This is a genomic window from Dokdonella soli (assembly GCF_039523175.1).
GTDB classification, from domain to species: domain Bacteria; phylum Pseudomonadota; class Gammaproteobacteria; order Xanthomonadales; family Rhodanobacteraceae; genus Dokdonella_A; species Dokdonella_A soli.
The window spans coordinates 196,694-217,252 of sequence record NZ_BAAAEU010000024.1 but is presented as its reverse complement, the minus strand read 5'-3'; the positions used below and the strand labels follow the sequence as shown (position 1 = coordinate 217,252).

Annotated in this window: 19 protein-coding genes and 1 riboswitch; of the genes, 13 read left to right on the top strand and 6 right to left on the bottom strand. The window is 66.5% G+C overall.

Annotated features, from left to right (window positions below; all coding sequences use genetic code 11):
* Positions 1–349: 349 nt before the first annotated feature.
* Positions 350–499 (bottom strand): hypothetical protein, encoded by a 150-nt coding sequence (locus tag ABD002_RS14970; protein WP_343792488.1) that lies wholly within the window; start codon positions 497–499, stop codon positions 350–352.
* 187 nt (positions 500–686) lie between these two features.
* On the opposite strand from ABD002_RS14970, the gene ABD002_RS14965 reads away from it, so the two are divergent.
* The 4 genes from ABD002_RS14965 to ABD002_RS14950 are packed head-to-tail and all read left to right on the top strand — an operon-like array spanning position 687 to position 4,433.
* Entirely contained in the window at positions 687–2,507 is a 1,821-nt protein-coding gene (locus ABD002_RS14965) for a copper resistance system multicopper oxidase (RefSeq protein WP_343792486.1), read from the top strand.
* Complete coding sequence (locus ABD002_RS14960) at positions 2,504–3,559, top strand: copper resistance protein B (RefSeq protein ID WP_343792484.1); 1,056 nt, start codon at positions 2,504–2,506, stop codon at positions 3,557–3,559. Before ABD002_RS14965 ends, ABD002_RS14960 begins: the two co-directional genes overlap by 4 nt.
* A 12-nt stretch (positions 3,560–3,571) precedes the next feature.
* On the top strand, positions 3,572–4,228 hold the full coding sequence (locus tag ABD002_RS14955) for a c-type cytochrome (RefSeq protein ID WP_379988536.1): 657 nt from the start codon (positions 3,572–3,574) through the stop codon (positions 4,226–4,228).
* Positions 4,218–4,433 carry a GDCCVxC domain-containing (seleno)protein gene (locus ABD002_RS14950; RefSeq protein WP_343792482.1) on the top strand — a complete coding sequence of 72 codons (216 nt, stop codon included), beginning with the start codon at positions 4,218–4,220 and terminating at the stop codon, positions 4,431–4,433. The genes ABD002_RS14955 and ABD002_RS14950 overlap by 11 nt, the downstream gene beginning before the upstream one ends.
* Positions 4,434–4,458: 25 nt before the next feature.
* On the opposite strand, the gene dmeF is transcribed toward ABD002_RS14950, so the two are convergent.
* Positions 4,459–5,391 (bottom strand): CDF family Co(II)/Ni(II) efflux transporter DmeF, encoded by a 933-nt coding sequence (dmeF, locus tag ABD002_RS14945; RefSeq protein ID WP_343792480.1) that lies wholly within the window; start codon positions 5,389–5,391, stop codon positions 4,459–4,461.
* A gap of 54 nt (positions 5,392–5,445) precedes the next feature.
* Between dmeF and ABD002_RS14940 the strand changes: the two genes are divergently transcribed.
* Positions 5,446–5,715, top strand: a complete 270-nt coding sequence (locus ABD002_RS14940) for a metal/formaldehyde-sensitive transcriptional repressor (protein WP_343792478.1) — start codon at positions 5,446–5,448, stop codon at positions 5,713–5,715.
* A gap of 19 nt (positions 5,716–5,734) precedes the next feature.
* Here the strand turns inward: ABD002_RS14940 and ABD002_RS14935 are convergent, their stop codons facing one another.
* The 4 genes from ABD002_RS14935 to ABD002_RS14920 form a co-directional block, all read right to left on the bottom strand.
* On the bottom strand, positions 5,735–8,914 hold the full coding sequence (locus tag ABD002_RS14935) for an efflux RND transporter permease subunit (RefSeq protein WP_343792476.1): 3,180 nt from the start codon (positions 8,912–8,914) through the stop codon (positions 5,735–5,737).
* Positions 8,911–10,194, bottom strand: a complete 1,284-nt coding sequence (locus ABD002_RS14930) for an efflux RND transporter periplasmic adaptor subunit (protein ID WP_343792474.1) — start codon at positions 10,192–10,194, stop codon at positions 8,911–8,913. The genes ABD002_RS14935 and ABD002_RS14930 overlap by 4 nt, the downstream gene beginning before the upstream one ends.
* Positions 10,195–10,197: 3 nt before the next feature.
* Entirely contained in the window at positions 10,198–11,487 is a 1,290-nt protein-coding gene (locus ABD002_RS14925) for a TolC family protein (RefSeq protein WP_343792472.1), read from the bottom strand.
* 65 nt (positions 11,488–11,552) lie between these two features.
* Positions 11,553–11,927: a hypothetical protein gene (locus tag ABD002_RS14920; RefSeq protein ID WP_343792470.1), complete on the bottom strand. Its 375-nt coding sequence runs from the start codon at positions 11,925–11,927 to the stop codon at positions 11,553–11,555.
* Between the two features lie 163 nt (positions 11,928–12,090).
* Here ABD002_RS14920 and ABD002_RS14915 point away from each other — a divergent pair, with 163 nt between their 5' ends.
* The 8 genes from ABD002_RS14915 to ABD002_RS14875 all read left to right on the top strand — a co-directional run bounded on the left by ABD002_RS14915 (position 12,091) and on the right by ABD002_RS14875 (position 20,493).
* Positions 12,091–12,969: an MBL fold metallo-hydrolase gene (locus tag ABD002_RS14915; RefSeq protein ID WP_343792468.1), complete on the top strand. Its 879-nt coding sequence runs from the start codon at positions 12,091–12,093 to the stop codon at positions 12,967–12,969.
* Positions 12,966–13,823 carry a YeeE/YedE family protein gene (locus ABD002_RS19745; RefSeq protein WP_379988540.1) on the top strand — a complete coding sequence of 286 codons (858 nt, stop codon included), beginning with the start codon at positions 12,966–12,968 and terminating at the stop codon, positions 13,821–13,823. Before ABD002_RS14915 ends, ABD002_RS19745 begins: the two co-directional genes overlap by 4 nt.
* Before the next feature lie 18 nt (positions 13,824–13,841).
* Positions 13,842–14,060, top strand: a riboswitch (cobalamin riboswitch).
* Positions 14,061–14,383: 323 nt separating this feature from the next.
* A complete protein-coding gene (locus tag ABD002_RS14900) occupies positions 14,384–16,705 on the top strand; it encodes a ribonucleoside-diphosphate reductase subunit alpha (protein ID WP_343793278.1) in 2,322 nt (773 codons plus the stop codon).
* 136 nt (positions 16,706–16,841) lie between these two features.
* Complete coding sequence (locus ABD002_RS14895) at positions 16,842–17,858, top strand: ribonucleotide-diphosphate reductase subunit beta (RefSeq protein ID WP_343792466.1); 1,017 nt, start codon at positions 16,842–16,844, stop codon at positions 17,856–17,858.
* Positions 17,845–18,246, top strand: coding sequence for an acyl-CoA thioesterase (locus tag ABD002_RS14890; RefSeq protein ID WP_379988621.1), 402 nt, complete (start codon positions 17,845–17,847; stop codon positions 18,244–18,246). Before ABD002_RS14895 ends, ABD002_RS14890 begins: the two co-directional genes overlap by 14 nt.
* Before the next feature lie 106 nt (positions 18,247–18,352).
* Positions 18,353–18,862 (top strand): CinA family protein, encoded by a 510-nt coding sequence (locus ABD002_RS14885; protein WP_343792462.1) that lies wholly within the window; start codon positions 18,353–18,355, stop codon positions 18,860–18,862.
* Between the two features lie 121 nt (positions 18,863–18,983).
* Positions 18,984–20,015, top strand: a complete 1,032-nt coding sequence (gene recA / locus ABD002_RS14880; RefSeq protein WP_343792460.1) for a recombinase RecA — start codon at positions 18,984–18,986, stop codon at positions 20,013–20,015.
* A gap of 4 nt (positions 20,016–20,019) precedes the next feature.
* Positions 20,020–20,493 (top strand): regulatory protein RecX, encoded by a 474-nt coding sequence (locus ABD002_RS14875; protein WP_343792458.1) that lies wholly within the window; start codon positions 20,020–20,022, stop codon positions 20,491–20,493.
* The last annotated feature ends 66 nt before the right edge of the window (positions 20,494–20,559 follow it).

The following is a 20,559-nucleotide window of genomic DNA, read 5'->3' as shown; positions in this document are numbered from 1 at the left end:
AGCCAGCCGCAAGCAGTGACGACATGACCATGGGCGTCGGGCCATGCCGCGCCGGCATCGGGAGTCGCCACGCGCATCCGCCTGAACTGGATCCGCGAGTCGCGAATCTTCCTGGTTCCGTGATGGACGCGACTCCAGAGTTGAGGACCGGTGGGCGTGCGACTAAGCTTCGATGGATGACTAGGACGATCCGCCATTTGACCGACTCGCCGCGCCTGCGCGTGATGGCGTTGCTGGCGTGGTTGTTCCTGATCATCACGCCCGCCTATGGCATGCCGCTCGGGATGACGGGCGGGTCGCAGCACGCCGGGCACGCGGTCCAATCGACACACGCCGCCGATCATTGCCATCACACGGCGCCGGAGAAGGCGGATGGTTCGTGTTGTGGAACGCACGACAGCTGCTGCGCGGGCCAGGCCTGTGGCTGCGGGGCCGCTTGCAGCAGCGTGCTGGCTGCACCGGCGATGAGCGGATTCGCGAGCGCGATGATCTCGACCATGCAGTGGTCGCGGCGCGGTGCGGCCGTTCCAGGGTCCGATCGCGCACCTCCTTTGCGTCCGCCCGCCGCCTGACGCGCTCCATCCGACTGTGCTCGTTGCGGACCTCGGCTCTTCGTCGAGTGCCTTGCATGTGACGGGCCGCATTGACTGATCCCGGTCACCGGGTTCCCTGTCTGGAGATGCATCGTGAAACGTATTCGTACACCGGAGCCGGCGCTCTGCCTGCCCCGTCGCCGCTTTGTCCAGGGCCTGGCGATCGGCGGCTCGCTCGCCGGCCTCGGACTGCTGCGTCCTTCGCCTGCCTGGGCGCTGATCAGTCCGGGCCAGCCAACCGTGCTGAGCGGCACCGATTTCGCGCTGGAGATTGCCGAAACGCCGGTCAATTTCACCGGCGCGACACGCCTCGCGACCACGGTCAACGGCGGTGTTCCGGGGCCGATCCTGCGCTGGAAGGAAGGCACCACGGTCACGCTGCGCGTCGCGAACCGGTTGCGCACGCCGACCTCGATCCACTGGCACGGCGTTGTCGTGCCGTTCCAGATGGACGGCGTGCCCGGTATCAGCTTCGCCGGCATCGCGCCGGGCGAAACCTTCGTCTATGAATTCAAGGTGCGCCAGTCCGGCACCTACTGGTACCACGCGCACAACCGCTTCCAGGAGCAGACCGGCCACTATGGCGCGCTGGTGATCGAGCCGGCGGGTCCGGAGCGTAATCCGGCCGATCGCGACTACGTGGTCATGCTCAACGACTGGACCGACGAGGATCCCGAACACATCTACGCCAAGCTCAAGAAGCAGAGCGACTACTACAACTTCGCGAGGCCGACGGCCGCCGATTTTCTTCGCGATGTCGGCAGCAAAGGTCTGGGCGAAGCGTTCGCGATGCGCAGGATGTGGAACCAGATGCGCATGAACCCGACCGATCTCAGCGACGTGTCGGGTCACACCTACACCTATCTGATGAACGGCACGGCGCCGGCCGGCAACTGGAGCGGGCGATTCCGCCCCGGTGAGAAGATTCGTCTTCGCTTCATCAACGGCTCGTCGTCGACGATCTTCGACGTGCGCATTCCCGGTCTCAGGATGACGGTGATCTCGGCCGACGGCCAGGATGTCGAGCCGGTATCCGTCGATGAGTTCCGCATCTCGGTCGCAGAGACCTACGACGTGATCGTGCAGCCGGAGGACGAGCGCGCCTACACGCTGTTCGCGCAGGCGATCGACCGCAGCGGCTATGCGCGTGGCACGCTCGCGCCGCGTCCCGGCATGGAGGCGGAAGTGCCCGCGATGGATCCGCGCGTCTGGCTCGGCATGCAGGACATGATGGGCGCGATGACGATGGGCGGCTCCGCGGGTCACAGTGGCATGCCCGGCATGAAGGGCATGGAAGGCGGGTGCGGCGCGGCCATGAAAGCCGGCGCGTCCTCACACGGGATGGCGGGCATGGACCATGGCGCGATCGAGCACACGACAATGGGCGCCGCATCACCGGTTCGCCATGCGCGTACCGAATACGGTCCGAACGTCGACATGCATGTCGACATGCCGCGCATGAACCTCGACGATCCCGGCATCGGCCTGCGCGACAACGGCCGTCGCGTGCTGACCTACGCCGACCTGCACACGATCGGCGGCCCGATCGATGCACGCGAGCCGTCCCGAGAGATCGAGTTGCACCTGACCGGCAACATGGAGCGCTTCGCCTGGTCGTTCGACGGCCTGAAGTTCTCCGAGGCGAAGCCCGTGCATTTCAACAGCGGCGAGCGCCTGCGTATCGTGCTGGTCAACGACACGATGATGAACCATCCGATCCACCTGCATGGCATGTGGAGCGAGCTGGACGACCCGCGCGGGCAGTTCCAGGTGCGTAAGCACACGATCAACGTGCAGCCGGCGCAGCGCATCAGCTACCAGGTCAGCGCCGACAACCCGGGGCGCTGGGCCTACCACTGCCATCTGCTCTATCACATGGAGACCGGCATGATGCGCGAGGTGGTGGTGTCGTGAGCACGAAAGGCCGCTTCACCTCATCCACGCTCCGCCATTCCGCGCTGTTGGCGGCTATGCTCCTGGTCGCGCCATTGACTGCGTTGGCGCAGGACGGCCGCGCGTCGACGGGTTCCCCGGAGACGGACAGGCTGGACATGTCCGGCATGGATCACTCCAGCATGCAGGGCATGGAACACGGTGCGATGTCCGGCACGGACACTGCGTCGATGCCGGGCATGGATCACAAGAAGGCATCGACGAAGCCCGATGCGATGCAGGGCGTGGATCATCACGGCGGCATGCCGGGCATGGACCACGGCGCGATGTCCGGCATGACGATGGGGCCGATGCAGGGCGGTGGTGCGCCACCGAATGCGCGCAGTCCGGATTATTCCGATGGCATCGGTTACGGTTCGATGCAGGGCATGGAGATGCTCGACAACGCGCCGTACGGCATGCTGTCGATCGATCAGCTGGAAGCCTTCCGCGGCCGCGGCGCGAACGGCCAGGCCTGGGAAATCGAAGGTTGGTACGGCAACGACCTGGACAAGCTGTGGCTGCGCACCGAAGGTGAACGCAGCAGCGGAAAGGTCGAAGACGCCGACCTCGAGGTGCTCTGGAACCGCAACGTCGCCACGTTCTGGGGCACGCAGCTCGGCGTCCGTCACGACTTCGGCGAAGGTCCGTCGCGCACTTGGGCGGCGTTCGGCGTGCAGGGATTGGCGCCATACTGGTTCGAGCTCGAGGCGACCGGCTATGTCGCCGCGTCCGGGCGCACCGCCGCGCGCCTGCGTGCCGAATACGAGTTGTTGCTGACGCAGCGCCTGATCCTGCAGCCGGAAGCGGAGATCAATCTGTACGGCCGGAACGATCCGGCCCGGCGCATCGGCAATGGTGTCTCGGACCTGCAGTTCGGATTGCGATTGCGCTACGAGGTGAACCGGCAGTTCGCGCCCTACATCGGCGTGAACTGGGTGCGCCGCGTCGGCACCACCGCCGACTACGCGCGCGACGATCGGCAGCCCGTCCTCGACCGGCAGATCGTGGCCGGCGTGCGCCTCTGGTTCTAAGGGAGATTCATCATGAAACGATTGGCTGAAGTGATGATCGCGGTCGCGGGACTGAGCGCCGTGGTCGTGGTCGGCGCGGCGGCGTTCGTCTATTCCGGCGTGTACAACATTGGCGCCGACGCCCCGCACACGCGACCGGTATTCGCGCTGATGCAAACCCTGCGCGACCGCTCGATCCGCCTGCGCGCGAAAGACATCCGCGTGCCAGATCTCGATGACCCGCAGCGGATCCTCGAAGGCGCGGGCCACTATGACGCCATGTGTACGGGCTGCCATTTGAAACCGGGCATGACGGATTCCGAGATCCGCCCCGGTCTCTATCCACAACCGCCGAACCTGTCGCAGGTGCGCATCGACCCGCAGGACGCGTTCTGGGCGATCAAGCATGGGATCAAGATGAGCGCGATGCCGGCCTGGGGCACGAGCCACGACGACGCGACGATCTGGAGCATGGTCGCGTTCCTGCAGAAGCTGCCCGATCTCACGCCCGCGCAATACGAGGACATGGTTGTCAAAGCGCCGACGGATGAGGACGCGGACGACCACCACCATCACCACGGTAGCGGCGAGGCGGATGAAGGCGCCCACAGCCACGAACACGGCGCCGCAGCCGAGGGCGACACGCACGCCCACGATCACGCCGCGGAGGCAGAAACACATGGCGGCTGAACCGGTCCTGCAGAGCACGCTGACCTGTCCGCATTGCGGTCATCGGGCCAGCGAGGTCATGCCGACGAACGCCTGCCTGTTCTTCTACGACTGCCCGGGCTGCGGCGAACTGCTGCGGCCCAAACCCGGAGACTGCTGCGTGTTCTGCTCCTACGGCAGCGTGCCATGCCCGCCAGTCCAGCAGCAGAAGGCCTGTTGCGGATAGGCCTTGGGTTACCGTGAGGTGCGCGTTACGGGTGCTGCGCCACCTCGACGCTGACGTGCGCGATTTCCTCATGCACGGCGAGACTGCGCCGCACCGCGTCGGCTGCGATGGGCGTCGTGTCGACGAGCGCGAGAATGCACGCATAGCGCCCCTTGCCGACCCGCCAGACGTGCAGGTCGCTGATCGCAGCCGTCGGAAAGTCCTGCGCCACGACATCGCGGATTTCCTGCACGACGGGGCTGTCCATCTCCGCGTCGAGCAGGATGCGCCCGGATTGCCGGAGCAGTCCGTAGGCCCAGTTCGCGACGAGCCCCGCACCGACGATGCCCATCGCGGGATCGAGCCAGGCGGCGCCGAGGAACTTGCCGCCGACGAGGGCGCCGATGGCGAGCACCGAGGTGGCCGCATCGGCGATGACATGCAGATACGCCGAGCGCAGATTGATGTCATGGTGATGATGCGCGTGGTCGTGGTCGTGGCCGTGCGCATGCTCATGGCCATGGTGACCATCCTTCAGCAGCCACGCACAGAGTACGTTCACTGCCAGGCCGATGATGGCGATGATGATTGCCTCGTCATAGTGGATGGCGCTGGGTGAGAACAGGCGCTCCACCGACTGGAACAACATCAGCGCCGCGACCACGCCCAGCAGCAACGCGCTGCTGTAACCGCCGAGGACCTCGATCTTCCAGGTGCCGAACGCGAAGCGACGATCGCCGGCAAGCTTTCTGGCCAGCGCATACGCGCCCGCCGACAGCCCGAGCGCCAACGCATGCGAACTCATGTGCCAGCCGTCCGCGAGCAAGGCCATGGAATTGAGCACGTAGCCGCCGACGATTTCCACGACCATCATCACGGCTGTGATGACGACCGCGCGCAGCGTGTTCTTTTCCGCCAGCGGGTTGCCCTCGTTGAACTGATGGGCATGGGTGTAACGGGAGACGTCGAGCGGCTTCATGGTGGTCCCTGATGCAATACCCCCCTATAGTATGTGAATCAAACGGAGAGCACGATGGCGCACCTTGCCGGAGACAACAAGAAACTCACTGCACGTGTGCGCCGGATCGGCGGGCAAGTCGCCTCGCTGGAGCGTGCGCTCGCCGAAGGGGCCGATTGCGGCGGAATCCTGCAGCAGCTTGCCGCCGTGCGCGGCGCGGTCAATGGGTTGATGCTCCAGGTGCTCGAAGGGCATCTGCGTGAGCACGTGGTTTCAAGCACACGCCGGCGCGATCAGGCCGAGCTGGAGCCGGTATTGGCCGTCCTGCGGAGCTATCTCAAATAGGGCGCATCAGGCCTTGTCCTCATCGACCGATTCCGACCCGATCGCCGGCGGGATCATCGCGTCCGGCTGTCCGTTCGAATGAACGCCCGCGCATCAATCGATACATCACGGGAATCACCAGCATCGACAGCAGCGGCGCGCTGATCATGCCGCCGACCATCGGTGCGGCGATGCGTTGCATGATCTCGGAGCCCGTGCCGTGGCCGAACATGATCGGCAGCAGACCGGCCAGGATCACGGCGACCGTCATCGCCTTCGGGCGGACGCGCTGCACCGCGCCTTCGCGGACCGCTGCCAGCAGAGTCGCCGCGCAAGCGGGCTCGCCGGCTGCCAGACGCCGCTCCCACGCGTGCTTCAGATACAGCAGCATGATCACACCGAACTCGGCCGATACGCCGGCCAGAGCGATGAAACCCACCGCGGTGGCGACCGACATCGCATGGCCAAGCAGGTAGATGAACCAGAAGCCGCCGATCAGCGCGAACGGCACGCTGGCGAGGATCAGCAGCGCTTCGTCGAGGCGGCCGAAGGTCAGATAGAGCAGCACGAAGATGATCGCCAGCGTCGCCGGGATGACGATGCGCAACCGGGCCATCGCATGCTCGAGGAATTCGAACTGGCCTGACCAGGTCACCGACACGCCGGCCGGCAGTTTCACCTCGCGGGCCACGCGTTCGCGCAGGTCATGCACGACCGCCACCAGATCCCGTCCGCGCACGTCGACGTAGATCCATCCGGACAGGCGTCCGTTCTCGCTGCGGATCATCGGCGGACCGTCGGCGATGTCGACGCGCGCGACGGCACCGAGCGCAATCTGTGCGTCTGCCGATGTCAGCAATGGCAGATCGCGCAGTTTCTGCACGCTGTCGCGCAGCTCGCGCGGATAGCGCACGCTGATCGGAAAGCGCCGGCGGCCTTCGACCGTCTCGCCGATCGTCTCGCCGCCGATCGCGGCCGAGACGATGCCTTGCACGTCGGCGATGTTGAGGCCGTAGCGCGCCGCTGCGGCGCGGTCGATGTCGACATCGATGTAGCGTCCGCCGGTCACTCGTTCGGCCAGCGCCGAGCTGACGCCGGGTACGGTCCTGGCCGCCTGCTCGATCGCGCTGGCGACGCGGTCGATCTCGGCGAGGTCGTTGCCGTTGACCTTGATGCCGATCGGGCTCTTGATGCCGGTCGCGAGCATGTCCAGGCGATTGCGGATCGGCGGCACCCACAGGTTGGTCAGGCCGGGCAGATGCACGGCGTGGTCGAGTTCCCCGCGCAGTTTCTCGGGCGTCATGCCGGCGCGCCATTGATCCCGGGGTTTCAGTCGCACCGTGGTTTCCATCATCTCCAACGGCGCGGGATCGGTCGCGGTCTCCGCGCGGCCGATCTTGCCGAATACGCTGGCGACCTCTGGCACGCTGCGGATCATGCGATCGGTCTGCTGAACGATCTGCGCGGCTTCGCCCGCCGAGAGTCCCGGTAGCGCGCTCGGCATGTAGAGCAGGTCGCCTTCGTCGAGTGGCGGGATGAACTCGCCGCCCAGTCGAGCCAGCGGCCACGCGGTCGCCAGCAACAGCAGCGCAGCAACGACAAGGGTGATCCGCGGGTGACGCAGCACGGCGTCGAGGCCGGGCCGGTACACCGCGATCAGTCCTCGGGTCAGCGGATTGGCGCGTTCGTCCGGAATGCGGCCGCGGATCCAGTAGCCCATCAGGACCGGAACGAGCGTGACCGAGAGCCCGGCAGCCGCGGCCATCGCATAGGTCTTGGTGTAGGCCAGCGGCGCGAACAAGCGACCCTCCTGCGCCTCCAGCGTGAACACCGGCACGAAGGACAGCGTGATCACGAACAGGCTGAAGAACAGCGCGGGGCCGACTTCCACGGCGGCGTCCGCGATCAGGCGCCAGCGCGTGTCGTCGTCGATGACCTCGCCGGGATGCGCGTGCCGCCAGGCTTCCAGATGCTTGTGCGCGTTCTCGATCATCACGATCGCCGCGTCGACCATCGCGCCGATCGCGATCGCGATGCCGCCCAGCGACATGATGTTGGCGTTGATGCCCTGCGCGTGCATCACGGCCAGCGCGGCGAGCACGCCCAGCGGCAACGCGATGATCGCGACCAGCGCGGAACGCAGATGCAGCAGGAACAGTCCGCATACCAGCGCGACCACCAGAAACTCCTCGAGCAATTTGCCGCGCAGGTTGTCGATCGCGCGTCCGATCAGCTGCGAGCGGTCGTAGGTCTCGACGATCTCCACGCCGGCCGGCAGGCTGCCGCGCACCGCGGCCAGCCGCGCCTTGACTGCATCGATCGTCGCCTGTGCGTTCTTGCCCGAGCGCATCACGATCACGCCGCCGACGACCTCGCCCTGGCCGTCGAGCTCGGCGATGCCGCGGCGCATCTCGGGGCCGATCTGGATACGTGCCACGTCCGCCAGCCGGACCGACACGCCGCCGGCGCCGGCCTTGAGCGGGATCGCGCGGAATTCATCCAGCGATTTCAGATAGCCGTTCGTGCGCACCATGTATTCGGCTTCGGCGAGTTCCAGCACCGAGCCGCCGGCCTCACCGTTAGCGCGCTGCACCGCGTCGATCACCTGTGCTTGGGTCACGCCAACCGCACGCAGGCGGTCCGGATCGAGCACGATCTGGTATTCGCGCACCATGCCGCCGACGGTAGCCACTTCGGCAACGCCGGGAACGCTCTTCAACTCGTAGCGCAGGAACCAGTCCTGGATCGCGCGCAGTTCCGACAGGTCGTGCCGGCCGCTGCGGTCGACGAGCGCATATTCGTAGATCCAGCCGACGCCGGTCGCGTCGGGTCCGAGTGCCACGCGTGCCGCACCTGGCAGCCGCGACTGTATCTGGTTCAGGTATTCGAGCACGCGCGAGCGCGCCCAGTAGAGATCGGTGCCGTCCTCGAACAGCACGTAGACATAGGAATCGCCGAAGAACGAGTAGCCGCGCACGGTCTTCGCGCCCGGCACCGACAACATCGTCGTCGCGAGCGGGTAGGTCACCTGATCCTCGATGATCTGCGGCGACTGGCCGGGCCAGGTCGTGCGCACGATCACCTGCACGTCGGACAGGTCCGGCAACGCATCCACGGGTGTTTGCCGCAGTGCATAGACGCCCCAGCCCGTAACGAACAACGCGCCGAGCAGGATCAGGAAGCGGTTGCTCAACGACCAGCGGATCACGCGCGCGATCATGGCGGGCTCCCGTTCGGCGGCGTCGCCGCTTTGGCCGCGTGCTCGCCGCGCGGACCGCCGAGTCGCGCCAACGTGCCGGTCAGACTCGCTTCGGAGTCGATCAGGAACTGGCCGGACAGGACCACGGTTTCGCCGTCGTGCAGGCCGTCGAGCACGACGCTGTTGCCATCACCCTCGTCGCCGATCCGCACTTCCTGGGCGCGAAAACGCCCTTGGCCCGCATCGACGATCACGACCTGGCGCGTGCCGGTCGCGATCACGGCTTCGCTCGGCACGAGCAGCTGTTCTGCGGAGGCCGATGGCGTGATCGCAACCTTCGCGAACATGCCGGGCGCGAGACGACCTTGCGGATTCGCCATCACGATGCGCGCGGTCTGCGTGCGTGTCACCGTGTCGAGGTCCGGCAAGACGGCTTCGATCGTCCCCTTGAACGAGGTGCCGGGAAATGCGGGCACCTCCGCGGTCACCGCATCGCCCGCCGCGACGCGGCCGGTTTGCGACTCCGGGATCGCGGCGTCGATCCACACGGGGTCGAGTCCGTTCAAGCGCAGCAGCGGCGAGCCCGCGGTTACCGTAGCGCCTTCGCGCACCGACAGTTCACTGACGACGCCGTCCTGCGGTGCGGTCACGGTGATGCGCGTCTGCGCGTGCCCATTGCGCTCGATCGCGCGGATCTGCCCCTCGCTCATCCCGAGCAGCAGCAGGCGCTGGCGTGCCGCCCTGCGCAGGCCCTCCAGCCCGTTCGAGCGCGCGCGGCGCAGCGACAGGTATTCCTCCTGGGCCGAGGTCCAGTCCGGCGCCAGCAGCGTGAGCAGCGGCTGACCTGCCGTGACCAGCGTCAGCGGCGCGCGCACGTCGAGGCGTTCGACGATGCCGGCCACGCGCGCCTGGACCAGCACGACCGAGCGCTCGTCGAACGCGATCGTGCCGGCGACGCGCAGCATCGGCGCCAGCGTGCTGCGCGTCACGTGTCCCGTGCGCACGCCGAGGTTCTGCACCAGCCGCGGATCGATGCGGACCGTGCCCGGACCTTCATCCACGGCATCCGCATATTTCGGGACCAGTTGCATGTCCATGTACGGCGACTTGCCTGGATGGTCGAAGTGCTGCTGCGGCACCATCGGGTCGTACCAGTACAGCGGCTGTTTCGCCGCTGCTTCTTCGGTGTGCGATGCCGCAGCAGTCGGCGCGCCGGTACGCTGATGCATCACCAGCACCGTCGAGGCGATGCCCAGCACGAACGCGGCGGCCACCATCAGGATGAGGAATCGGGGACGCATGGCTCAGCGCTCCTCGTTCGGGAAAGCGAAATGGAGTGCGGCCCAGGATTGGCCGAGCGTGTTCGTGACGTCCGTGTAGGCGATCCGCTGTTCGATCGCGTTGTCGAACGCGGCCAATGACGTTTGCAGGTCGCCGCGACCACCGCGATAGGAAGCCAGCGCGGCGTCGGCGCGGTCGTCCGCCAACGGCAGCAGCTCCCGTTCGTAGCGTTGCGCACGCGCACACGCGCTGCGCCAGGTCGCGACCACCTTGCGCAGGTCGGCGGTGTGCATTCTCAGCGCGACCTCGCGCTCCGCTTCGAGTTGCGCCACGGCCGCCTGTTTGGATGCGATGGTCGGATCCTGACGGCTGGCTGCGAACAGGGGCAGGTCCACGCGCACCTGCACCGTGACCATGTTCGAGTAGCGCGGGCCGCGCTGTGCGTAGGCCATTTCCAGCGACCAGTCGGGGCGCTTCTCCGCGCGCGCCAGCGCGACGTCGGCATCCGCGGCCTGTTCGGCGGCATCGTAGGCGAGCAGCTCGCGATGGTGCGCGATGTTGCCGATCAACCGGGACGGGTCGCCGCCGAGGTCGGTCCAGTCCGGCGCTTCGCCAAGCGGTCGCCCGGCCGCGTCGGGAAGCCAGCGTGTGAAATCGGCCTGCGCTTCCTCGACGTCGCGTCCGGCCTGGTCGATGCGGTCTTCGAGCTGCTGTTGCGACGACCTCGCCGCGATGCCGTCGGCCGCGGAGCCGCGGCCGGCGCTGAGCGCCGCGGCGGCTGCGGCCACCGTCGCTTCGGCGCGCGAGCGCAGGGATTGAAGCAGTGCCAGACGACGCTCGGCGGCGGCGCGCGCGATCCACGCGCGCGCGACCGCTTCGCGCACGGAGAGCTGTTCCGTGATGAGCCGCGCGCGTGCTTGCCCGGCCATCGCTTCAGCGCGCGCGGTCCGCAGTGCACGTTTCTCGCGGCGTGGGAAAGCCTGCGAGATGCCGACCTTGCGCATGGTCATGAAGTCGTCGGTCAGGCTGAACGCGTCTCCGCTAGTGACCGGCAGGTTCTCGACGCCCGCCACGAGTTGCGGATCCGGAAGCTGGCCGGCCGGACTGACCGCATCCTCGGCGGACGTCAGCGCGGCGCGGCGTGCCTGGATATCGGGTGCGGACGCCTCGGCCATTCGCACCGCATCGAGCAGCGACAGGCGAGCGTCGTCAGCGCGCGCGCCGGGCAGCGCGAGGAGACCGAGGCAGAAAGTGGCAGCAACACGAAAACCGCGCCGCAAAGGCTGCGCGAGTATGGAATGGACGGTGGGCATGGGAACTCCGACGCAAGGGACACACGTGCCGCAATCGCGGCGCCATGGATGTCAGCGGACGGAGCTCAAATCTGGAACGTGCAGTGCCGGATGGTCAGCGGCGGCGCGGCGGCGCGGGCGACGATTTCGCCGCGATGATGGACGCGCGTGTCGGCGACGAACCACGCAGCATCGCGCAGCCACGTGGTCGGTGGAAACAGCGCTGCCGGCACCGAAGGAACCGGTGGATGATCGGAGGAAGGCGTTTGCGGATGGCAATGCTCGTGGCATCGCGGGTCCGCCGCGCCTTGCTCGTGACAGGTCGGCTTCGACACGGCCACCGTCGCCCCGGATTGCTCCAGCGGACACATGTATCCGGCCATGGCCAACTGCTGGAACAGCAGGCCGAGCAGCGCGATCAGCGCAATCAGGCGGCGATGGCGGCGGCGTCGAAAAAGCATTGCGACGGTGTCAGGAGGATTGCCGACAGGACCAGGAAACGTGGCACGAGCTTACGCCCAATTGGGCCGTCCGCGTGCTGCGACGATGACCCATCCCTCCGCAGCAGGGGGCGTATAGAATCCCCTCCGTCCAGATGACGGTCGCATCCGAGGCGCGCATTTCATGCCATCACGGCCATGGGTGGAAACGTTCTTCCACAAGGACACCGGCACCTTCACCCATGTCGTATGGGAGGGCGAGGGCGGGGCCGCGGCCATCGTGGATCCGGTGCTCGATTACGATGCGGCAGCGGCGCGCACGTCGACCGCGTCCGCCGACGCGGTGCTCGCGTTCGTGCGCGACCACCGCCTGCGCGTGGAATGGATCCTCGAAACGCATGCGCACGCGGACCATCTGAGCGCCGGCGGCCATCTGCATGACGTGCTCGGGGCGCCGCTGGCGATTGGCCGCGGCATCGCTGCGGTCCAGGCGCACTTCAAGCCGCTGTTCGGCTTGGGCGAGGACTTCGTCCCCGATGGCCGCCAGTTCGACCGCCTGTTCGACGACGACGAGCGCTTCCGCATCGGCGGCCTGGAGGCGCGCGTCCTCGCCACGCCCGGCCACACCGGCGACAGCCTGACCTATCTTGTCGGCGATGCAGCGTTTGTCGGCGACACCCTGTTCGCGCCGGACGTCGGCACCGCACGTTGCGACTTCCCGGGTGGCGATGCCGCGCGGCTGCATGCCTCGATCCAGACGATCCTGGCGCTGCCAGCGGACACGCGTATCTTCCTCTGCCACGACTATCCGCCGGCCGGACGTGCGCCGATGGCGGAGACGTCGATCGCCGCCGAGGTGCGGGACAACCTGCATGTCGGTCGCGGCATCACTGCAGCCGAGTTCGTGGCGATGCGCGGTGCGCGCGACGCCAACCTGACGGTACCACGACTGCTCCTGCCGGCGTTGCAGGTCAACATCCGCGGCGGGCGCCTGCCGCCGCCGGACACCAACGGCATCGTCTGGTTGAAGTTGCCGCTTAACCAGCTGGGAGGCATGGCATGAACGCCCGGATGAGCGGATGGGTCGGCGGTGTGCTGATCGGCATGGCCGCCGCTTTGCTGCTGTGGCTGAACGGCCGCATCGCGGGCATCAGCGGCATCGTCAACGCCGTGACCGGGGCCGCGTCGTCGGATCGTGGCTGGCGTGTTGCGTTCCTGCTCGGCTTGATGCTTGCGGGCGGGGGGACGATGCGCTGGTTCGCCGTGGGTGAGCCACATCGGCAAGGTTATCCGGTGATCCTGCTCGTCGTGGGTGGATTGCTCGTCGGCTTCGGCACGCGCATGGGCAGCGGTTGCACCAGCGGTCATGGCGTGTGTGGCCTGGGCAGGTTGTCGCTGCGCTCGTTGGCCCGCGGCGCTGACCTTCATGGCCGCCGCGATGGCGACGGTGTTCGTGATGCGCCATTGGCCGGGATGGTCGGCATGAATGCGCGCTGGTTCGCGGCTCTTTTTTCAGGAGCCTTGTTCGGGGTCGGCCTGGCGATCTCGGGCATGACTGATCCGCGCGTCGTGCAAGGCTTCCTGGATATCTTCGGCCAGTTCGACCCAACCCTGATCCTGGTGCTTGGCGCTGCTGTCGGCGTTACCGTGATCGCGTTCCGCTGGATTCTTCGCTTGCCCAAACCGCGTTTCGCGCCCGGGTTCGAATTGCCTGCGACGCAGCGGATCGATCGCCGTCTGATTGTGGGCGCGGGAATATTCGGCATCGGCTGGGGACTGGTCGGCTACTGCCCGGGTCCTGCGCTGGTCGGCCTGGCGGGTGGGGTGCATGAAGTGCTCTGGTTCGTGCCGGCGATGCTGGTGGGGGCCGTCGCCTGCCGACTCATGGAAACTCGTGTGCGGCAAGAAACCGATTGAACTTCCGGTCACGAGGGCATATCTTGTGGTCGTCGATGGCGCCCAGCACAACATCTGGGTTGGGGGTCACAAAACCTCCGAGGGAATCCGGTGCGAATCCGGAGCTGCCCCGCAGCGGTGATCGGGAGCGAACGACGCATCAGGCACTGAGCTTCGGCTTGGGAAGCGGCGTCCAGTAGGTGAGGCAAACGCCTCGCGCCCGAGAGTCCGAATACCCGCCGCGACCGTTCCGCCGCAATGCGGAGCGTCTGGCTCGAAGGCCCTCGCGGGAGGGGCAGGCCGAAAGTCGTCGCGCCTCCGTCCGGAGCCCGCGTCCCTTTCGACTGGCGTCATCCGCAGGTTCTTCTTTCGCTCGCGGGAGCGAAGGCCGGCGGATCGCGGGCCCAAGTCTCATTCCGTGCGTCGCCGTGCCTTTACTTCTGCGGGTCCGCTGCTCGCGAAGGAGAGAACGCATGTCCACGTCCGAAGTTGTCGCCGAGTCCGCCGCATCTCCCGCCGCCGCCGTCCCGCCGAATCAACCGGGTTTCCGCCTGACCGCGCCGCACGCGGGCCCGATCGCGATGCAGGTGACCAAGCGCTCGGGCGCGAAGGAACCGGTCGACCTCAACAAGATCGTGCGCGCGGTCACGCGCTGCTGCGAGGGGCTCGCGGATGTCGAGCCGATGCGCGTCGCGCTGAAGACGATCGCCGGCCTGTACGACGGTGCGACCACGCGCGAACTGGATGAACTCTCGATCCGCACCGCGGCCTCGTTCATCGCCGAGGAGCCCGAATACTCGAAGGTCGCCGCGCGCCTGCTTGCCGGCTACATCGACAAGGAAGTGCAGGGGCTCGGCGTGTATTCGTTCTCGCAATCGATCCGACTCGGTTTCGATGCGGGTCTGATCAACGAGCGCGTGCTCGCGTTCGTCGAGGCGAATGCGCGCAAGCTCAACGACGCGATCGATCCGCGCCACACGCTGCGCTTCGAATACTTCGGCCTACGCACCTTGTACGACCGCTACCTGCTCAAGCATCCGACTCAGCGTCAGGTCATCGAGTCGCCGCAGCAGTTCTGGCTGCGCGTCGCCTGCGCGCTCAGCGAGAGCGCGGGCGACGCCATCGAGCTGTACCAGCTGTTCGCCGGTCTCGACTACGTGCCGAGTTCGCCGACGCTGTTCAATTCCGGCACGCGCCACGAACAGTTGTCGAGCTGCTTCCTGCTCGATTCGCCTGAGGATTCGCTGGAGGCGATCTATGGCAAGTACCGCGACGTCGCGCTGCTGTCGAAGTTCTCGGGCGGCATCGGTCTCGCCTGGCATCGCGTGCGTTCGGAAGGCTCGCTGATCCGCTCGACCAATGGCTTGAGCAACGGCATCGTGCCGTGGCTGAAGACGCTCGATTCCTCGGTCGCCGCGGTCAACCAGGGCGGCAAGCGCAAGGGCGCGGCCTGCGTGTACCTGGAATCCTGGCACGCCGATATCGAGGCGTTCCTCGAGCTGCGCGAAAACACCGGCGACGACGCGCGCCGCACGCATCATCTGAACATTGCGAACTGGGTCCCGGATCTGTTCATGCATCGCGTCGATACGGACGGGATGTGGTCGCTGTTCGATCCGAAGGACGTGCCGGATTTCCCGGACCGGTGGGGCGAGGCGTTCGAAAGCGCGTACGTGCAGGCCGAGGCGCAGGGGCTCGCGAAGAAGACCGTGAAGGCGCGTGACCTCTACGCACGCATGATGCGCACGCTGGCGCAGACCGGCAACGGCTGGATGACGTTCAAGGACGCCTGCAACCGCGCCGGCAACCAGACCGCGAAGCCGGGCAACGTGGTGCACCTGTCGAACCTGTGCACCGAGATCATCGAAGTCACGAACGACGGCGAAACCGCGGTCTGCAATCTCGGCTCGATCAATCTTTCGCGGCATCACGACGGTGTCGCGTTCGATTTCGACAAGCTCGCGCACACCGTGCAGGTCGCGGTGCGCCAGCTCGACCGCGTGATCGATCTGAATTTCTATCCGATCGACACCGCGCGCGCGTCGAACCTGCGCTGGCGTCCGGTCGGCCTCGGCCTGATGGGCTTGCAGGACGTGTTCTTCGCGTTGCGCCTGCCGTTCGACAGCGCAGCGGCGCGCGAACTGTCGGCGCGGATCTCCGAGGAGATCTACTACTGGGCGCTGCGCACGTCGCTCGACCTCGCGCGCGAGAAGGGCGCGCATCCGGCCTTCGCCGACACGCGCGCCGCGCGTGGCGAGTTGCAATTCGACGCCTGGAACGTCACCCCGCGCGACAGCGCGCGCTGGGATGTGCTGCGTGCGGAGATCCAGGCTCATGGCCTGCGCAACTCGCTGCTGATCGCGATCGCGCCAACGGCCACGATCGCCTCGATCGCCGGCTGCTACGAATGCATCGAACCGCAGGTGTCGAACCTGTTCAAGCGCGAGACCTTGTCCGGCGATTTCCTGCAGGTGAACCGCTACCTGGTCGATGAATTGAAACGGCTCGGCTTGTGGACCGCCGAGATCCGCGACGCGATCAAGCTCGCCGAAGGCTCGGTGCAGCCGATCGTGGCATTGCCGGACGAGCTCAAGACGATCTATCGCACGGTCTGGGAGACGCCGATGCGCGCACTGATCGACATGGCCGCCGAGCGCGGCGCATTCATCGACCAGAGCCAGTCGCTGAACCTGTTCATCGAGAATCCGAACATCGGCCAGCTGTCGAGCATGTACATGTACGCATGGAAGCAAGGACTGAAGACGACCTATTACCTGCGCTCGCGGCCGGCGACGCGGATCGCGAAGGCGACGGTGGGCGCGGGGCCGGCGAAGACCTATACCGATGCGGAAGCAGTGGTCTGTTCGCTGGAGAATCCGGAGATGTGCGAGGCCTGCCAGTAGAGAAAGCTCGTCATCCCGGCGAAAGCCGGGATCCAGCGTCTGCTCTTCATCGAAGAAACTGGATCCCGGCTTTCGCCGGGATGACGAGCCAGAAGGTTCAGTCGTTTCGCGTACTGCAAGAACTCAAGGAATGCCCATGTCCGTTCCATCAACGCGCCTCCTCGACCCCGGCTTCGACCTCACCCTGCGGCCGATGCGCTATCCGCAGTTCTACGAGATGTACCGCGCTGCGATCAAGAACACCTGGAGCGTCGAGGAGATCGATTTCCAGATCGACCTCGGCCATCTGGTCCAGCGCATGACGCCTGCCGATCGTCATCTGATCCAGCGTCTGGTCGCGTTCTTCGCGACCGGGGATTCGATCGTCGCGAACAACCTCGTGCTGAACCTCTACAGGCACATCAACGCGCCCGAGGCGCGCATGTACCTGTCGCGCCAGCTGTATGAAGAAGCACTGCATGTGCAGTTCTACCTGACCCTGCTCGACCACTACATTCCCGAGCCCGAACAGCGCGCGCAGGCATTCGCCGCGGTCGAGAACATTCCTTCGATCCGGCGCAAGGCCGCGTTCTGCCAGCGCTGGATCGATTCGATCCAGACCCTCGATCGCATCGATTCGGAGGCGGACAAGCGCCAGTTCCTGCTGAATCTGACCTGTTTCGCGACTTGCATCGAAGGCCTGTTCTTCTTCGGCGCGTTCGCCTACGTGTATTTCCTGCGTTCGCGTGGCCTGCTGCCAGGGCTCGCCGCCGGCACCGCCTGGGTGTTCCGCGATGAATCCGCACACATGGGTTTCGCGTTCGAGGTACTGCGTACGGTCGAGCGTGAGGAGCCACAGCTGTTCGATGCCGAGTGGGCCGCCCAGGTCACGCAGATGATCACCGAGGCGGTCGACTGCGAGACTGCGTTCGCCGAGGACGTGCTCGGCGGCGGCGTGGTCGGCATGACGCTGAAGGAGATGCGCCAGTACCTCGAGTACGTCGCCGACCAGCGCCTCGCGATGCTGCACCTGCCGCCGCGCTACGGCGCGCGCAATCCGTTCCCGTTCATGGAACTGCAGGACGTGCAGGAACTGACCAACTTCTTCGAGCGCCGTGTCTCGGCGTACCAGGTCGCGGTGCAGGGCGAGGTGGGTTTCGATCATGCGTTCTGACGGTGCGTGCGAAGGCGAGGCGCGCTTCGTCGAGATCGTGTTCCCGCACCACTGCAATCATCTCGGCACGTTGTTCGGCGGCCAGGCGCTGGCCTGGATGGACAAGGCCGCGTTCCTTGTCGCCAGCCGCTTTGCCGGGCGCACGGTCGTCACTGCGCGTTCGGACCGTATCGACTTCAAGCAGGCCGTGAAGCTTGGCGAGATCGTCGAGCTGGTCGCGAGCGTGGTCGGCGTCGGGCGCAGCTCGATGACCGTGCGCGTGCAGATGCTCAGCGAGGCCAAGCCCGGCGCCGCACAGAAGCTGGCGACCAGCGGCGAGTTCGTGATGGTCGCGGTCGACGAGGCAGGGCGCGCGGTGCCCGTTGCGCGCGCGCTCGACCGCGCCTGATTGCCTTCACACAGCACGTCTGGTGCTCGCGCGAGACCGTCGCGATGCCGCGGCAGATGGCGCCGGGAGTATGCTCGGCATTTCGTTTCGCCAGGTCGGAGTATTCATGGCTGTAGCCGCTGTTCCCTCGGACGAGACCTTGAATGGGCAAGCTCAGGCCGTCGCCGAATGCCTGCTCGCGCGCGGCCAGACGATGGTCGCGGCCGAGTCCTGCACCGGCGGCTGGATCGCCAAGGTGCTGACCGATATTCCGGGCAGCTCGAACTGGTTCGAATGCGGCGTGGTCGCGTACAGCTACGAGGCGAAGGAGTCGCTGCTCGGCGTGCAGCCGCAGACGCTGGAACGCACCGGCGCGGTCAGTCACGAAACCGTCGTCGAGATGGTGTCGGGCGCGCTCGCCCGCTACGGTGCCAGCGTCGCGGTCGCGGTGACCGGTGTTGCCGGTCCCTCGGGTGGCACGCCCGACAAGCCGGTCGGCACGGTCTGGATCGGCTGGAAACGCCGCGGCGGCTACGCGCGCGCCGAGCTGTTCCATTTCGACGGCGACCGCGAGGCCGTGCGTCGCCAGACCGTCGGCGCAGCGCTCGACGGTGTGCGGCGGATTCTTACGAGCTGACGCGCAATCCGCGGATCGCCTGACGCGATCGCTGTGGGATAATCGCTTCGACTTCGCTACGTCCTAACTGCTGAGACGTGGCGACGGCACACTCGCCGGGACAACAACAGAGGATTCCACGATGGATGACAACAAGCGCCGCGCGCTCGCTTCCGCACTCAGCCAGATCGAGAAGCAGTTCGGAAAGGGCGCGGTCATGCGCATGGGCGACCGCGTCGACGAAGCGATCGAAGTGGTCTCGACCGGCTCGCTGGGCCTCGACATCGCGCTCGGCGTCGGCGGCCTGCCGCGCGGCCGCGTGGTCGAGATCTACGGGCCGGAGTCGTCCGGCAAGACGACCTTGACCCTGCAGGTCATCGCAAGCTGCCAGCGCAATGGCGGCACCGCGGCCTTCATCGATGCGGAACACGCGCTCGATCCGACCTATGCCGAAAAACTCGGTGTGAATGTCGACGACCTGCTGGTCTCGCAGCCGGACACCGGTGAGCAGGCGCTGGAGATCGCCGACATGCTGGTGCGTTCGAATTCCGTCGACGTGGTCGTCATCGACTCGGTTGCGGCATTGACGCCGAAGGCCGAAATCGAAGGCGAGATGGGCGATTCGCACGTCGGCCTGCAGGCGCGACTGATGAGCCAGGCGCTGCGCAAGCTGACCGCAAACATCAAGAAGTCCGGCACGCTGGTGATCTTCATCAACCAGATCCGCATGAAGATCGGCGTGATGTTCGGCAATCCGGAAACCACCACCGGCGGCAACGCGCTGAAGTTCTACGCCTCGGTGCGCCTGGACATCCGCCGCATCGGCAGCGTCAAGCGCGGCGAGGAAGTGATCGGTTCGGAAACGCGCGTCAAGGTCGTCAAGAACAAGGTCGCGCCGCCGTTCCGCCAGGCCGAGTTCGAGATCCTGTACGGCGAGGGCTCCTCGCGCGAGGGCGAGCTGATCGAGCTCGGCGTTGCACACAACATGGTCGAGAAATCCGGCGCTTGGTACAGCTACAACGGCGATCGCATCGGCCAGGGCAAGGACAATGTGCGCCTGTATCTCAAGGAGCATCCGGAAATCGGTGCCGCGATCGACGCACAGCTGCGCGCGAAGCTGCTTGCGAAGGGCGGTGCTTCGCCGCTGCCGGCGGTGGAGGTCGAGGAGGCGTAAGGAGTTGCCGCGCAAGCCGAAGGATGACACGCGCAGCGTCTACGACAAGGCGCTCGGCCTGCTCGCGCGGCGCGATCATTCCACTCGGGAACTGAAGACCAAGCTCGCTGTACGTGGTCACGCGGCAGGTGAGGCGAGCGAGGCGATCGATCGACTCAAGGAACAGGAATACCAGAGCGACGACCGCTTCGCCGCGAGCCTCGCTCGGCGCAGGGCGGGGCAGGGCTACGGCCCGCGCCGGATCGCCGCCGAGCTGAAATCCCACGGCCTCGCCGATCCCGCGATCCGCGAGGCGATCGCGGCGGTCGATATCGACTGGCAGGCGATGGCGTCCGCGCAGCTGCGCCGTCGCCATGGCGCGGCCGCACCAGCGGATCACGACGAGCGCGCCCGGCGCGCGGACTTTCTCTTGCGCCGCGGCTTCGATCCGGCGACAGTACGCGCCGTCACGCGCGCCGACGTAGGCGATCCGGGCTAGGTTTTCGAGTGCCTGGCGCGGGGCTTTGTATCTGTGTCAGGCCCCCTTGTGTCGTCGTCCCCGCGA

What these genes read in the sequence shown, in the direction of transcription:
- ABD002_RS14895 (WP_343792466.1), top strand. Translation starts at nt 16,842, where the DNA reads ATGTCCGTTCCATCAACGCGCCTCCTCGACCCCGGCTTCGACCTCACC.
- ABD002_RS19745 (WP_379988540.1), top strand. Translation starts at nt 12,966, where the DNA reads ATGAACGCCCGGATGAGCGGATGGGTCGGCGGTGTGCTGATCGGCATG.
- ABD002_RS14930 (WP_343792474.1), bottom strand. Translation starts at nt 10,194, where the DNA reads ATGCGTCCCCGATTCCTCATCCTGATGGTGGCCGCCGCGTTCGTGCTG.
- ABD002_RS14970 (WP_343792488.1), bottom strand. Translation starts at nt 499, where the DNA reads ATGGTCGAGATCATCGCGCTCGCGAATCCGCTCATCGCCGGTGCAGCC.
- ABD002_RS14935 (WP_343792476.1), bottom strand. Translation starts at nt 8,914, where the DNA reads ATGATCGCGCGCGTGATCCGCTGGTCGTTGAGCAACCGCTTCCTGATC.
- ABD002_RS14950 (WP_343792482.1), top strand. Translation starts at nt 4,218, where the DNA reads ATGGCGGCTGAACCGGTCCTGCAGAGCACGCTGACCTGTCCGCATTGC.
- ABD002_RS14885 (WP_343792462.1), top strand. Translation starts at nt 18,353, where the DNA reads ATGGCTGTAGCCGCTGTTCCCTCGGACGAGACCTTGAATGGGCAAGCT.
- ABD002_RS14940 (WP_343792478.1), top strand. Translation starts at nt 5,446, where the DNA reads ATGGCGCACCTTGCCGGAGACAACAAGAAACTCACTGCACGTGTGCGC.
- ABD002_RS14955 (WP_379988536.1), top strand. Translation starts at nt 3,572, where the DNA reads ATGAAACGATTGGCTGAAGTGATGATCGCGGTCGCGGGACTGAGCGCC.
- ABD002_RS14925 (WP_343792472.1), bottom strand. Translation starts at nt 11,487, where the DNA reads ATGCCCACCGTCCATTCCATACTCGCGCAGCCTTTGCGGCGCGGTTTT.
- ABD002_RS14920 (WP_343792470.1), bottom strand. Translation starts at nt 11,927, where the DNA reads ATGCTTTTTCGACGCCGCCGCCATCGCCGCCTGATTGCGCTGATCGCG.
- recA (WP_343792460.1), top strand. Translation starts at nt 18,984, where the DNA reads ATGGATGACAACAAGCGCCGCGCGCTCGCTTCCGCACTCAGCCAGATC.
- ABD002_RS14915 (WP_343792468.1), top strand. Translation starts at nt 12,091, where the DNA reads ATGCCATCACGGCCATGGGTGGAAACGTTCTTCCACAAGGACACCGGC.
- ABD002_RS14900 (WP_343793278.1), top strand. Translation starts at nt 14,384, where the DNA reads ATGCAGGTGACCAAGCGCTCGGGCGCGAAGGAACCGGTCGACCTCAAC.
- dmeF (WP_343792480.1), bottom strand. Translation starts at nt 5,391, where the DNA reads ATGAAGCCGCTCGACGTCTCCCGTTACACCCATGCCCATCAGTTCAAC.